Genomic DNA, 13,894 nt, shown 5'->3' with positions numbered 1-13,894 from the left:
AACGTCTATGCACCGCGTCACTTTAAGCGGGTGTTCCGCGAACGTTGAATGGGGACCGAAGTAGCGCCTAAGCAGGTCCCGACGAACAATTGGCATCGCCTCCATTGGTGGTCTGCTTCGTTCATCAATTCCTTGGGATACCGGGAGCCGTTCCTGTCGCGTGGACATTTAAGGTCCGTCACGCCACGTGAGTCGGCAGACTCGTCACGAACTCCAGGACAGCTTCCACAATCGGCGTTAGGCCGCAACCTTGACGCGCGTTCTCGCTCTGTGTGCGGTCACGCTCGAGGATCGACACGCAAGCCAATGTCGGTGTCCGTGCCGACCACGCTAATGGCGAAACGGGCCGCCAAAGTGCTCTCGCTCGCAGTTTAGTGCCGCGCGGCTTGCTCGTTTCGACAGCCCGCGGCATTTTTGCCCCATTCTATTAAGTTCCCGTTTCCGTTGCATTGCCGGAATCCGGCTGCTCACCGGGTACTCGAGTCGAACCAAAATGCCGATTGCGCTCTCGACCACCTAGGTAATCGCTGAGCAATTGCCACGGCTCGTCATCATCCGCAGACTCGATTCTTGGGCACAAGATTGTTGTTGCGGTCGCCGCACTCTGAAGATGCTCGAACCCGGTTCCTCTCTGCCTCGCGAGTGAGAGATACTGCGCGAGCCCAAACCACACGTCGTCTTCCAAATACCGGTGCCTCAGGGTTGTCGGAGCTGCGGAGCCAGCGAATCCAGAGAACGTCTGCAAGCACTCCAGCAGAGTCTCTCCGCGCATTCCCTCGCCTTCGTAGTACCGCAGCATCCACTCTTGGAGCGTGAGCGTCTCGCCACCCAGCGCTTTCACCAATTCCAGTCGTTCTGTGTCGAGCGCCTCCATGAAGCGCACAGTGGCGGGAGAGAGTCCTTCCCTATAGAAGAGGAACGGCTCGCCGTTGTCGATCCGCGCCGCATTCAACAGCACAACCGCGGGGTGGATCATGTGGTTCGCGTTCGAGAGTGTGGTCGTGACGAGGTCGCTCTGTGCCAGATTCGGGAAGTAGCGACCGAACTCCGCGTGCAGTTCGCGCGTCACCGCCGCTGTTGCAGCGGCAATTGGAAGATCACGTTTGACGGCCCCTAGACGGAACTGGCTCGCTGCTGAGTCTCGTTTGCCTCCCGTGATGAACGCCGTTACCTCGCCAACCTCTGGTGCCGCCAGACCCCACTTCTCAAACCAGGCCCGGACTCGCAATACCCCCGCGAAGCCACCCGGGGCGAGCAACAGCTTGCGCCCCGCGATCTGCTGCCGGTGGGCGAAGATCACCTCTTTGAGCTTCGTGCTGTCAGAGATAACCACGAAATGCGTGGTCTCGGGGAGCACCCCGTGCCGCAGCCGCACGGGGTTCTCGAGGTTCTCGACGCGCATTCCCGGCAGCTCTTCGTGCGGAAGCGATGGCGAGAGAATGCCGACTTCTTCGCTGGTGTTCGCCGATGCGTAGACGGCGGCGGAGATCGCCTGCGGGCCCCCGATAATAGACAGCACCGTGCTGCTCCTTCCAGAGTGGTGAAAATTGCAAGAGTGCGATGTTCCGCGCCATGCTGTTACGCCGCGATGAACCGCGACAATCCGAACGACCCGAGCGAAGCATGCCGATCACCCTCGAGCACTTCGCCCGAGATGGCATCAGCGAGGTGAGCTGAGAGCGTGACGCCGCTGTGCGTTGCAACCGCGTAAACGGAGTGGTTCTCATCGACCCAGTCAGCGATCGTGAGCCCATCGTCAGGCAGAACCCGAGTGCCGAGCAGCACTGACTCCGTCGTCGCTTGAGCGAGGGCGGGGTAGAGCTCTCGTGCACGGTCGAGCAAGAGTTCCGGCACCGTCCAGATTCCGGGGTCTGACATCTCCCACTTTCCGCCCGTGGGGTTATCGGCGAAGGTAATCCCGCCGTTTCGCGCTGGCCGCAGTGCAATACCCTCGGAACGAATCAGATGACGGATGCCGGAATTCACCATGCCCGTCGTGCTGATGATTCCCACCTTGGGGTGACCGGTTCCGTCCGAGCCGGTGTCTCCGACCGGGTCGATCGTTGGGAACTCGATGCCTTCGTTCGTGAGGATGCGCCGGGTGCCGTTCCCGGCGGCGAGGATAACGATGTCGGCGTCGTACTCGAGTGTCGTGCCGTCTGGCGAGGTTGTCGTGATGTGACCCTCCCGCAGGCGCGTGACGGTCTGGTACGGGAAGAACTCCGCGCCGCGCTCCACGGCACGGTCGAGAAGGCTCACGCACATAGTCTGCACGTCGATCCAGCCCTCTTCGGCATACAGCGCGCCACCCCGGACGTTCGCCGCGTTGAGGTTCGGTTCGAGGTCTGAAACGTCCGAACCGCTCAGCGGTCGGGCCTCGTAGCCGTCGGCGCGAAGTCGCGACACCTGGGTCTCGATCGCGTGCATCCTCTCATCTGAGTGAGCGACCTGCACCGTCCCGGTTTGATGGAACCAATGCGCTCCGTTCTGCGGCAAAGAACGGGCCACCCGCTCGTGCGCACGCAGGCCGAGGTAGTTGAGTTCGTAGTATTCCTCGGGGGTCTTGCTGTTCGCGTTGACCCACGCGAACGTTGCCGAACTCGTTCCCGACCCCGGCGCCGCAGCGTCGATCACCGTGACCGATGCGCCGCGTCGACTCAGTTCGTCGGCCAGGCTGCATCCGATGACGCCGGCACCGACCACGATGATTCTCTGATTCACGATTGAATTCACTTTCTTGAACTAACTGATCCCGACGGAGGCGAAGAACTTCTGCGCTCGCGCCGCCGTGGGGTTGTGAATGACGTCACGCGGTGCTCCGCGCTCAATGATGCGACCGGCGTCCATCATGATGACTTCGTCCGCGACGTCTTCGGCAAAGCGCATCTCATGCGTCACGATGAGCATCGTCGCGCCCTCTTCAGCCAGACCGCGCATCACGGCGAGCACCTCGTTCACGAGCTCAGGGTCGAGCGCGCTCGTGGGTTCGTCGAACAAGAGAAGCTTGGGCTCCATCGCCAGGGCACGCGCGATCGCGACTCGCTGCTGCTGGCCGCCGGACAGCTCGTTGGGGTAGTGGTCTCTGCGATCACCCAACCCCACTTGCGCGAGCACGCGAGCGCCTGTCTCTTCGGCGACCTTCCGTTTGACACCCTTCACGAGCATGGGTGCGATCGTGACGTTCTCGAGTGCCGTGTAGTTCGGGAACAGGTTGAAGTGCTGAAAGACCATCCCGAAGTTCAGCGTCTGTCGCCGGGCGACCGACGCCGAGACCGGAATGCGGTGCCCGTCGCGCACCTGGTGCCCGATCATCTCGCCGTCGAAGAAGATCGCGCCGCCGTCGATGCTCTCGAGCATGTTGACCGTGCGCAACAGCGTGCTCTTACCCGAACCAGACGGCCCGACGATGCAGGTCACCGTTCCCTGGTTGATCTCGAGGCTCACGTCATCAACCGCTCGAAGGTCGCCGAAGTGCTTGCTCACCTGTACGAGCTGCAACAGAGGAGCCGTCTCTTCCGTCGTCATTTTTCTGCTCCCGTCAACGATCCGGATGCCGTGGGAATCTCCCCCGTCTTGGGCGCGACCTTGCGCCGTGCGAAGCCGCGGCCGAAGCGCTTCTCGAGTCGTGACTGACCGAACATCGCGATGCTCGTCAGCACGAGATACCAGATAACGGCCACCATCAGAAGTGGGATCGTCTCGAAGTTGCGCGCGTAGATCGTCTGCACCGTCGTCAGGAGTTCTGCGTACCCGATGACCGAGACCAGCGACGTGTTCTTGAAGATGGTGATGACCTCATTCGCGAGCGACGGCGTGATCACCCGAATGAGCTGCGGCCCCAGAATCTTCTGGTACGCCCTGACCGGCGTGATGCCGAGCGACCTACACGCCTCGAACTGTCCAGAAGGGAGTGACAAGACACCCCCTCGGAAGATCTCGGCCGAGTACGCCCCGAGGTAGATCGCCAACCCGATCACGGCGGCGCTGAACCGGCTGATCACCTGGTTCGTCGGCACCTCGGCGATACTGAATACGAAGGGAATGCCGAGATTCAGCGTCGGAACGAGTGCCCCGAAGAAGAACACCACGAGCAGCATCACCAGCGGTGGCATCGCCCGCATCACCCAGATGTACAGCACAGCTGCCGTGCGCAGAACAATGTAGGGCGAGAGTCGACACCACGCGGTGAACACACCGATGACGAGGCCGAACACCGTGGTGAGCACCGTCAAGCTGATCGTGTTCAGAAGCCCCTCGATGATGACCTTGCTGAAGAGGTAGGAGAAAATCGTCTCCCACTTCCAGTTCTCGTTGAATACAAAGAACTGAACGAGAACCAAGATCAGGTAGGCGCCGAGCACGTAGGTCACCCACTGGCCGATGCCCACGCGGGATCGGATGGGAAGGCTCGCCGTGTACTCGGCATCCTTCACCGTGGTCGACTCGCTCTCGCGTTGTCTCCGTCGAAGTTGTGACATGATTAGCCCTCGCCGATGCTGTTTTCGCTGTTGATGTCCATCGTCGGCACGCCGAAGTCGGCCAGACCCCACTGATCGAGAAGCTTGTCGTACACGCCGTTGTCGACAAGCTTCAGCAGCGCGGCGCGCAGGGCGTCCCGAAACTCGGCGTTGTCTTTATGGATGCCGATTCCGACGACGCTGTCTTGTTCGGTGTAGATCAGCTTGAACATGTCGGAGTCCGTGCGCACGTTGTAGGCCATGGGCGGGAGATCGCCCCAGAACCCGTCAGCCTCTCCGCTCTTCACAGAGAGCACTCCGGCCCCGCCGTCTTGATACGCGTTGATCTTGATCGCTGGTTCCCCTGCCGCCGCGCACTCCTCGTTCGCCGCCTCAAGGTTCGCCTGCTGAGACGTTCCACGGGTATACCCAATGCTCAGCCCGCACAGGTCGGCGGGCTTAACCTTGTCTTTCTCGAAGTCGGTCGTGGCGATGATCGCGGTGCCATTCTGCAGGTAGTCGATAAAGTCGATGTGTTTCTGACGTTCGACGTAGTCACCGACCGACGCGATGACGTCATATCGCTTGGATTCCAGCCCCGGCACCAGCGCGTCGAACGTGACTTCTTTAAACGTGACCTCGATTCCGAGCACACGCGCGGCCGCACGCAGCAACTCCGGGTTGAGCCCCGTGATGTCGCCGGAGTCATCGACGAACTTCACCGGGGGAATGTTCGCGTTGATGGCCGCCGTGAAGCCCTTGTCCTTGTACGAATCGGGCAGCATTGCCGCGATTTCGTCGTCCTTCTCGACGGTCGTCACGACATCCTGGCTCCCCGATTGCTGCTCCGTATCGTCGAGCTCGGGGTTCGAACATGCGGTCAGCCCCATCAGGACTGCCGCCGCAGAAATGGCAATTGCCAATGATCGCTTCATTGCGATACCTCCTGTGTTGTGTGGTTGTTGCATCGAGATGATGCGGTAGTGCGTTGTGCTTCGGGCACCGTTGTGTTTGCCCGTGATCGTCGCAGTCAGGAGTCGTGACAGCGAGTCGCTCTTGGAGCCTGACCTCGCGGCGATCAGGCGATTGTTCGTCTTATCTGAACGTTTGTCAGCCTTGGTCTGTGTACTCCAAATAGAGATCGATAAATCCGGGACGTAGGTAATAGGCGGTTGATTCGGCAATCTGCCCGCTTGGTTGCCACATGTGTCGACGCCGGCGCAGAATCGCGACTCCAGGGTCGATACCTAAGAGCTCGGCGTACGTGTTCTCGAGAAGCAACGCGTCGAAGTACATGCGGGATCGAGCGACAGAGACCCCGATAGCGGCGAAATGTTCGAGTACAGCGAATGTCTCCAGGTTCTGATTCAACAAGTTTGGTGAGAGGTGGAACGGCACGGCAGCCACCTCAACGACAACCGGAGTGTCATCCAGGTCGTGTCTGACGCGAACCAGTTGGATGACCGGCTCGTCTTCGTCAATGCCGGGTAATTCCACTTCGGCCGCATACGCAGGCACAACCTCGGCCGAAACTACAGAGAGACGCCCGGGAATCCCCGCGCTTCCCACTTTAGGACCGACGGATCGCAGCAGGTTTACCTGCCGTGCGCCTTCGGCCACGTGAGTTCCGAGTCGTTTGTGCCTCACCACCAGACCGGCCTGGGCGAGATCATTCAGCGCTCGTTGCGCCACAGACCTGCTCACTCCGTGTGCCGACTGCAACTCCGCTTCCGTAGGCACTTTCGCCCCGGGAACGAGGTCACCCGACTGAATCCGTTCCTCGATTTCAGCTCGGATCTTCTGGTAGAGCGGCATTGACATGTAATGACCGTACAATTAAATAAATGACCGGTCAATAGTGACGGAGGAAGTTTTTGAATCTTGTATCAAGATGCAGTTCCAGCAACCGCGGGGGCTCACGCGCTCACCACTTCGGTCTCCATCTCCAGCGCCTCAGCGACGTCGCGGTTGACCAGTCGACCTTCGCGCACATTCACGCCGCGACCCAGCGAATGATCGATCTCAGCAGCTACTTCCCATCCGTTGTCCGCGATGTTGACGATATAGGGAAGCGTGGCGTTTGTGAGTGCCCTGGTCGATGTCGCCGCTACCGCCCCGGGAATGTTCGCGACGCAGTAAAAGAGCGAGTTGTGCACGGAGAATGTCGGGTTCTCGTGCGTTGTCGGGCGCGATCGCTCGAAGCATCCACCTTGGTCGATCGCGATATCGACCAGCACCGAGCCATTGCGCATGCTCGCCACCATCTCATCAGTCACGAGCTTTGGTGCCGCAGCGCCGGGGACGAGCACCGCACCGATGACCAGGTCGGCGTCAGACACTTGCTCGGCGATCACCAGCCGCGAAGAATGACGCGTCTCAATTTGAGAGCCAAACCGGGCTTCAAGCTGCCGCAGTCGCGGAAGGGAGAGGTCAATGACCGTCACACGCGCACCAAGCCCAATAGCATTGCGCACCGCGTGCTCCCCGGCGACTCCGCCACCGATCACGACGACATGCGCACGTGGCGTTCCCGGAATACCGCCGAGCAGCATTCCCCGACCGCCATTCGGGGCGGTGAGCTGGTACGAACCCATGGTGACCGAAAGACGGCCTGCCACCTCGCTCATCGGTGCGAGGAGGGGCAACGACCCGTCATCTCGCTGGACCGTTTCATACGCGATCGCGGTAGTCCCTGCGTCAATGAGCGCTTTCGTGCATGCTCGCGATGCCGCGAGATGCAGGTACGTGAACAGCACCTGTCCCGACCGCATCCTGCTGTATTCCGGTTCAATGGGCTCCTTGACCTTCAGCAACAGGTCACCACGCGCCCACGTTTCATCAGCGTTTTCGGCGATGTGCGCACCGGCAGCGGCGAAATCGTCATCGCGGATGTTCGACCCGTCACCCGCACCCGACTGCACCCATACGTCGTGACCGTGTCGCACAAGTGTGTCGACGCCAGCAGGAGTGATAGCTACGCGGCTTTCGTTGTTCTTGATCTCCGTGGGAATTCCAATTCTCATCATGCCTCCTCTTCTCGTTCCACCATCCTGAAAGATGTTCGGCGCGCTGCGTTGGTGAGCGAATCTCCGCGTGACGGATTGCTGGTATCGGAGGATATATTCGACGTGGCACGCTCCACGAGCGGAAGGACTGCAGATGTTTCGCACAAATGATGAGCTCGATGAGGTCGATCTCGCACTGCTCTCAGCGCTCAGAGTTAATGCGCGCGCGACGAACCGGCAGCTGGCCTTTGCCGCGGGAGTCGCTGAGTCGACATCGCATACAAGGGTGCAGCGGCTCGAGGAACGCGGAGTCATCGCAGGCTATGAAGCGGTGGTGCGGCAACGCGAACTCGGCGCGGGGCTGCAAGCCGTCATTGGGGTCACACTACGCGCGGGCGCGCGCCAGGCGAGCATCACCGAGTTTTCGACGAAGGTGCGAGCACTTCCCGAAGTCACACAAATGTTCTTTCTCGGCAGCAGCGAAGACTTTCTCGTTCACGTCGCAGTGAGCGATTCGAGTGCGCTGCGTACGTTTGTCGTCGAGAACCTCTCTGGAAACCCGACTGTCGCGTCTACGCGCACGAGCATCATCATCGAGTACAGCCGGAACACCTCGACAGCGTCGTTCGGCTGAAGTACTGCGCGACTTTACGCCCCGACGAAGAGTACGCACTTGCGCGTGCAGTTCATTCTGGTCGGAGCAGAAGTGGGCTAGCGAAGAGCACCGAATCAAGATCATCTGTAACGTGGCTCTGCCAATGGCGCTTCATCCGAATCAGAGCAGCTACGCGTGTCGATTAGTCTTCTCAGGATTCGGCGCGATGTAGATTCTCTCGCGGCCCTCGCGCTGCACGGCGAATGCCGATTCGTAATCGGGAAGCGGGAAGGTGCGCGTGGGGATCGCGTCGAGCGGGAGGCTCTGCAGCATCGCCACGGCACGCTCGTGCGTGTAGGGGTTGATGATCGAGCCGACGATTGTGAGTTCCTTGTCGTAGACCTCGCGCGGGGTGAGCGCGAGGGTGTCGTCCGGCGAAGCCACTCCGAAGACGAGGAACGTGCCGCCCTTGCGGATGCGATTCAGCAGGTCGCGCGCGATGGCGGCGCGGCCGACAGCATCCACCACCGAATGGAAGCCCTGCTCGCCGACCAGCGCGACACCTCAGTCGAATCCACGTCGCCGGGGCACAAGCGCGACGCATGCCAACAGCAAGGTGTCACGCAGAACCCACTTCTCATGAAGTTCGTGGCGAGTGCGCAAGGTAGCGTCGGCGAACGCTGATCTGCTCAGCGATATGCCGGGCGTCGCCTGAGACTCCACAGAGAAAGCTGGACGAGCGCCGCGACAGCCACGGCAAACCGACAAAATAGATACCAGGCTCTGGAGAGATGCCTCGCTCGTGACGTGGCTGCCCGTTTTCGTCGACGGCATCGACGTGTAGCCACCCGAAATCGTAGGTATATCCCGTTGCCCAGATGATCGAGGTGATACCTGCCTCGTGGACGTCGAGCTCGCGAATCGGGTCTGACACGCATCTCGGCATCTCGCCCAAAACCCACGCGTCAGGATCCTGCGGAAGATCGAGTGCATTTCGGTCAACGTACGCGTCAGCATCGGCGAGAAGCTTGAGGTAAAACGCATCGCCATCAGCAATCGTCTTCTTGAGTCCGTCCGCGAATCTCAATGTGCCGGCGTCATACGCCGCTGTTCGGCCCACAAGAGTGATTCCAGACTCCGCGAGGTTACGGAAATCAACTGTCCATCCGCCATACGCTCCGCTAAGAGCCAGCGTCACATGGTCAGCGCCCGCCGACGGAGTCTGCTGATCCCAGATTCCGAGAACTCCCATCCACCACACGATGTCACGACCACGATATGTACGAGGCGGCCTGGTATGCGCGCTCATCGACAGATGAACCTGCCGCCCAGATCGCCGTAGTTCATTCGCGATCTGAGCCCCCGACGAACCTGACCCAACAACGAGCACACCCCCCTCAGGCAGTTGCTTCGGATTGCGGTAGTCCTTCGAGTGAATCTGATACAACCCAGAACTGGCTGGCACAACATTGGGCATCACCGCGCGTTGAAATGGCCCCGTTGCCACGATTACGAATCGTGCCTGATAGTCACCGTCTGAGGTTTCGACACGATACCCAGATTCCCCGGGCAGGCACCGCAACGATGTGACGTCGACACCGCATCGCACGGGTACTTGGACCTCGCGCGCGTAGTCCTCCAAGTACTCGACGATCGTGTCCTTCGACGCGAACTCCTCACTGCTGAGACCGTCGTACTCCTTCTCGGGCAACCGGTCATGCCACGACGGCCCGTTTGCCACGAGCGAGTCCCATCGCTCCGATCGCCATCGTTCAGCGATCCTGTCTCGTTCAATGACAACATGTGGGATGCCGTAAGCAGTCAGATGTTCGCTCGCTACGATCCCAGACTGGCCTGCCCCGACAACCAGAGCCTCAATATGTTCGACTGGCATCACACCGACCGGCCTTTCTCGTTGTGAGCAACAGATGCTGTCGCTTCATACTTTCTGATTGTTTCGCTCGCGACCGCATGCACGAAGGTCACATCCTTTCCGGGGTCCCCCGACCCGCAGTGCTCGTGCTCCGCAGGCTGCCAGAGGAGGATGCATCTGCGGCCAGGTCATCGCGATGCGTCTCACGGAAGAGCAGCACACTGACAAGGCTAAGTATCGACGCCACGACCAGATAGATCGTGACCGGCCAGGATGCCCCGGTCAAGCTGTGCAGCCATGCTGCAATGAATGGTGCTGGGCCCCCACCGAAGACAGCCCCCAACTGGTACGACAGCGACGCTCCGGTGTACCTCACTCGAGTGGGGAACATTTCGGCGAACAATGCGCTCTGCGGGGCGTATGCTACGGCGACTCCGGCCGCCATCACGGCGACAGACACGATAATCAATACCGGTTGCGCTGTGTCGAGCAGCACGAAGAAGAAGAATGCCCAAATCAACAGCATCCATGACCCGACAAGGTAGATCTTTCGTCTACCGTACTTGTCTGAGAGGTGCGCTGATATGGGGGTGAGTACGAGCCACACAACAGAGCCCACGAGCACAGACGCAAGCATTGTGCCTCGCGAAACGTTCAACACATCGGTGCCGTACGAGAGCGTGTACACCATAAACAGATAGCTCAGAGCCTGCACTGCGATGAACGAACCGGCAGCAATCACCACCGACCTTTTGTGCTTCCGCAAGACCTCCATGAACGGCATCTGGATGCGGCTTTCGCTCTGCTTTTCAGCTTGGACAAAGAATGGGCTCTCGGTGATTTTCAACCGGGTGATGAGCGCAACAACGATGAGAACGACACTTGCCAGAAACGGCACCCTCCAACCCCAGGCAAGGAACTGAGAGTTCTCGGTGATCGACGACATTCCAAGAAACGCGAGTGTTGCAATGATCAGGCCCGCAGGAACGCCCATCTGCGACGCACTGCCGTAAAGCCCCCGGCGGCCTTGAGGAGCATGTTCGACGGCCATCAGAGCGGCACCGCCCCACTCCCCGCCAACGCCAAACCCCTGCAGCATTCGCAGCAAGGTCAGAAGAATGGGCGCGAGGGCCCCGATTGCTTCATAGGAGGGAAGGAGGCCGATCCCAACTGTTGCGCAGCCCATGATCGTCATGGAGGCGACAAGCGATGCCTTTCTCCCTCTCTTGTCGCCAAAATGGGCCATAATCACGCCTCCGAGCGGGCGTGCGAGAAACCCAACAGCGAACGTCGCCAATGATGCCAAAATGCCCGCGACGTTCGAGAAGCTGGGAAAGAATTGCGGTGCGAAGACGAGAGCGGCCGCAGAACCATAGAGAAAATAGTCGTACCACTCGATTGTCGTGCCGATGAAGCTTGAGAAGACGACGCGTCTCGCTTGCACGGTCATGCGACCGTTTTGCGTGGTCATTGGTTCTGCCCCAAGGTCGAGGCCGGCGCTGTCGATGGTGTCAGAGCAGACGGATGCTGCGCCAGCGCCGTCACGACGATGCTCATGTACGGGAAGAGGGGCAATGACCACAGCAGGTCATTGAGCTCATCAGCAGAGGCGACGTCGAAGATGCTGATATTGCCTCGCTCTCCCGCAATTCGCCAGAGGTGAACCCACGACCCTGATCTCTGGAGTTCGAGCGCGCGCTCTCGTTCAGCCGTCACGAGCTGTTTTTGCTTCTCGGGCTCCAGGTCGGTAGGGAGATTGACTTCAATCTTGGCGTGAAACAACATTGTTTTCCCTTCAGCGTTCGATTTAGCCGCAGCTCAGCGAGGCGCGGCATACACCTTCGATTGGGGCGAGGGCCTACAGGGCGATTTCGGGTAGTTCATCCAGAACTCACACGACTCTGTGGAGTCTTATAGGCCATCGAAGACGTACGTTTATCGAAGCCAGATCCGAGCGCTAAGTCAAACAGATAGTTCTCATTGTGTTCATAAGTTCTGCTTGTAATACGGCAGAGCGCCTCAGGCCCGACGAGCTGAGGTACAGAGAAACCGCGGAAAAGTCGAGCTACCGCGCACGGACCCGATTCACGAATTCACGAACGTGGTGGGCCACGGTCTCTGGGCGCTGCTCCATCGCCGGGATCATCGCCGTGTCGATCGTGACCTGCTCCACGCATGCTGCCCCCGTCAGACCGTCAAGGATGTGCGGCACGGCCGGCGCCGCAAATGGGTCGGCGCCCCCTGTCAGAACGAGCGTCGGGCACCGAACGAGGCCGATGCGCTCTTCCATCACGTATCGATCGCACGCCCTGTGCCCCTCGGCGGGGTCGAGCCCAGGAACGAGTGCATCGTGCATGAATCGGTCAAGAAGATCAGGTCGACCCGCCGGGTAATGAGGTTGACGAAGAGACCACAGCTTCATCAGGTGAGAACCGTCTTCGCGTCGCTCGACAATGTCGAGTCCGACGCTGTGGTCTCGAGCCCGACGCTCCGGGCCAAGCCACGGCATCGATGAGAGAGCGAGCACCCCTACCCTTTCGGGTTCAGTCGCCGCCACGTCGAGAGCAACCGCTGCTCCGGTGTGGTGCCCGAGAAGCACTGCGTTCTCGATGTTCAGCGAATCCAACAGCGCAATGACGCCCCGCGACATCGACTCAATCGTCTGTGGCGCTGGCACATGATAGCTCGCGCCAAATCCAGGCATGTCCACAGCGATCGTGCGAAATTCGGGCACGAGTTCGCGTTGCACTTCAGCAAATTCATCGAGAGAGCGCGGCGCCTGATGCAGCATCACAATTGCCGTTCCGGCACCCTCCTCTGCGTAGTGCACCTGACCAAATGGGGTATCGGCGTAAGCCCGTCGTCGTGTCATGAGTAAAGTTTCCGTTTCTGTCGTTGCAGCGGGGAGAGAGTCGTAATGCCACCCGTGAACCAGGTCCGGTGGCCAAAGCGAAAACGTATGGAAAAGTTGCTCACATACGTTGGGGCAAAAGCATAAGATCTGCTTATGGCTATTTCAACTCGCCAACTCGAATATTTTCTGGTGACAGCCGAGCTGGGCACCATGACCGCAGCGGCCGCCGAACTCTATGTGTCGCAGTCCGCGATCTCACTGTCGATCAGTCAGCTTGAGGCCCATCTGGGAATCGATCTATTCGTGCGCTCTAACCCGCGACAACTTCATCTTTCGGTGGCTGGTCAGGAGTTGCTCGCCGACGCTCGTAGGCTACTCTCTGACTTTCGTGAGCTCGAGGATAACGCTCAAGCTCAGGGTTCCGTCGAGCGAGGGCGACTGTTCATTGGCTGGTACCAGACGCTCGGGCCGAGGCTGCTTCCCGGTGTGATTGAGTCATTTGAAAAGCGCTATCCCGACGTCACCGTGCACATCACCGAGGGCGGAACAACCGAACTGTGCAACGCGCTCCACCAGGGTTCAATCGAACTCGCTGTTCTGTACGATCTCGATATTGATCAATCGCTCGACACGATCAATTTGATGGAGGCGCGACCGTATGTGTTGGTCTCACCCGACCACGAACTCGCGAAGCTCGACACTATATCAATGGCAGATCTTGCCTCGCACGACATGATTCTCTACGCACCGCCCGGCGAATACTACCTGTCGCTTCTGAAGTCTCACGGCGTGAACCCTCGGGTCAAATACCGTTTCAACAACTATGAGACTGTTCGTTCATTCACCGCACGCGGACTCGGCTACTCGGTACTTCACCAACGTCAACCCGTGAATGCAAGTTACGAAGGGCGCGAACTAACGCTTCGCGAGTTCAGCGACGACGTGCCCAATCTCGGCATTTTTCTCGCCACGCGACGCCGGGCGCGACTAACGAGGCGGGCTCAGGCATTCATCCAACAGACACGAGCCGAGTTCCGCAGCTAGCGCAGGCACGTCTGACTAGGCGTCAGAATACAGCTTTGCACATCTCATAAGTTTTACTCATTGAAT

14 protein-coding genes are annotated in these 13,894 nt (G+C 59.7%); 2 read left to right on the top strand and 12 right to left on the bottom strand.

Features of this window, described 5'->3' with window-relative positions:
- Positions 1–427: 427 nt before the first annotated feature.
- From OK352_RS16610 to ald, 7 genes are all read right to left on the bottom strand, one after another.
- The gene (locus tag OK352_RS16610) at positions 428–1,519 is read right to left on the bottom strand and encodes an NAD/NADP octopine/nopaline dehydrogenase family protein (RefSeq protein ID WP_265142636.1); all 1,092 of its coding nucleotides are present in this window, start codon (positions 1,517–1,519) and stop codon (positions 428–430) included.
- Positions 1,520–1,578: 59 nt separating this feature from the next.
- Positions 1,579–2,721 carry an NAD(P)/FAD-dependent oxidoreductase gene (locus OK352_RS16605; RefSeq protein ID WP_265142635.1) on the bottom strand — a complete coding sequence of 381 codons (1,143 nt, stop codon included), beginning with the start codon at positions 2,719–2,721 and terminating at the stop codon, positions 1,579–1,581.
- Between the two features lie 21 nt (positions 2,722–2,742).
- Positions 2,743–3,525: an amino acid ABC transporter ATP-binding protein gene (locus tag OK352_RS16600; RefSeq protein WP_265142634.1), complete on the bottom strand. Its 783-nt coding sequence runs from the start codon at positions 3,523–3,525 to the stop codon at positions 2,743–2,745.
- Positions 3,522–4,478 (bottom strand): amino acid ABC transporter permease, encoded by a 957-nt coding sequence (locus OK352_RS16595; RefSeq protein WP_265142633.1) that lies wholly within the window; start codon positions 4,476–4,478, stop codon positions 3,522–3,524. Before OK352_RS16595 ends, OK352_RS16600 begins: the two co-directional genes overlap by 4 nt.
- Before the next feature lie 2 nt (positions 4,479–4,480).
- Positions 4,481–5,392, bottom strand: a complete 912-nt coding sequence (locus OK352_RS16590) for an ABC transporter substrate-binding protein (protein WP_265142632.1) — start codon at positions 5,390–5,392, stop codon at positions 4,481–4,483.
- A 175-nt stretch (positions 5,393–5,567) separates the two neighbouring features.
- Positions 5,568–6,278: a GntR family transcriptional regulator gene (locus OK352_RS16585; protein ID WP_265142631.1), complete on the bottom strand. Its 711-nt coding sequence runs from the start codon at positions 6,276–6,278 to the stop codon at positions 5,568–5,570.
- 95 nt (positions 6,279–6,373) lie between these two features.
- Positions 6,374–7,480: an alanine dehydrogenase gene (gene ald / locus OK352_RS16580; RefSeq protein WP_265142640.1), complete on the bottom strand. Its 1,107-nt coding sequence runs from the start codon at positions 7,478–7,480 to the stop codon at positions 6,374–6,376.
- A 136-nt stretch (positions 7,481–7,616) separates the two neighbouring features.
- Here ald and OK352_RS16575 point away from each other — a divergent pair, with 136 nt between their 5' ends.
- Complete coding sequence (locus OK352_RS16575; protein ID WP_265142630.1) at positions 7,617–8,096, top strand: Lrp/AsnC family transcriptional regulator; 480 nt, start codon at positions 7,617–7,619, stop codon at positions 8,094–8,096.
- A gap of 150 nt (positions 8,097–8,246) precedes the next feature.
- On the opposite strand, the gene OK352_RS16570 is transcribed toward OK352_RS16575, so the two are convergent.
- The 5 genes from OK352_RS16570 to OK352_RS16550 all read right to left on the bottom strand — a co-directional run bounded on the left by OK352_RS16570 (position 8,247) and on the right by OK352_RS16550 (position 12,802).
- Positions 8,247–8,612, bottom strand: coding sequence for a zinc-binding dehydrogenase (locus tag OK352_RS16570; RefSeq protein WP_265142639.1), 366 nt, complete (start codon positions 8,610–8,612; stop codon positions 8,247–8,249).
- Between the two features lie 82 nt (positions 8,613–8,694).
- Positions 8,695–9,951 carry a flavin-containing monooxygenase gene (locus tag OK352_RS16565; RefSeq protein WP_265142629.1) on the bottom strand — a complete coding sequence of 419 codons (1,257 nt, stop codon included), beginning with the start codon at positions 9,949–9,951 and terminating at the stop codon, positions 8,695–8,697.
- An 88-nt stretch (positions 9,952–10,039) separates the two neighbouring features.
- Positions 10,040–11,401 (bottom strand): MFS transporter, encoded by a 1,362-nt coding sequence (locus OK352_RS16560; protein WP_265142628.1) that lies wholly within the window; start codon positions 11,399–11,401, stop codon positions 10,040–10,042.
- On the bottom strand, positions 11,398–11,715 hold the full coding sequence (locus OK352_RS16555) for a muconolactone Delta-isomerase (protein ID WP_265142627.1): 318 nt from the start codon (positions 11,713–11,715) through the stop codon (positions 11,398–11,400). The genes OK352_RS16560 and OK352_RS16555 overlap by 4 nt, the downstream gene beginning before the upstream one ends.
- 280 nt (positions 11,716–11,995) lie before the next feature.
- Positions 11,996–12,802 (bottom strand): alpha/beta fold hydrolase, encoded by an 807-nt coding sequence (locus tag OK352_RS16550; RefSeq protein WP_265142626.1) that lies wholly within the window; start codon positions 12,800–12,802, stop codon positions 11,996–11,998.
- A gap of 135 nt (positions 12,803–12,937) precedes the next feature.
- Between OK352_RS16550 and OK352_RS16545 the strand changes: the two genes are divergently transcribed.
- The gene (locus tag OK352_RS16545) at positions 12,938–13,828 is read left to right on the top strand and encodes a LysR family transcriptional regulator (protein WP_265142625.1); all 891 of its coding nucleotides are present in this window, start codon (positions 12,938–12,940) and stop codon (positions 13,826–13,828) included.
- The last annotated feature ends 66 nt before the right edge of the window (positions 13,829–13,894 follow it).

Source organism: Microbacterium sp. MPKO10 (assembly GCF_026107415.2).
Lineage (GTDB): Bacteria > Actinomycetota > Actinomycetes > Actinomycetales > Microbacteriaceae > Paramicrobacterium.
Note: the sequence above shows the minus strand (reverse complement) of the source record. Positions and strands in the feature narration are given on the sequence as shown.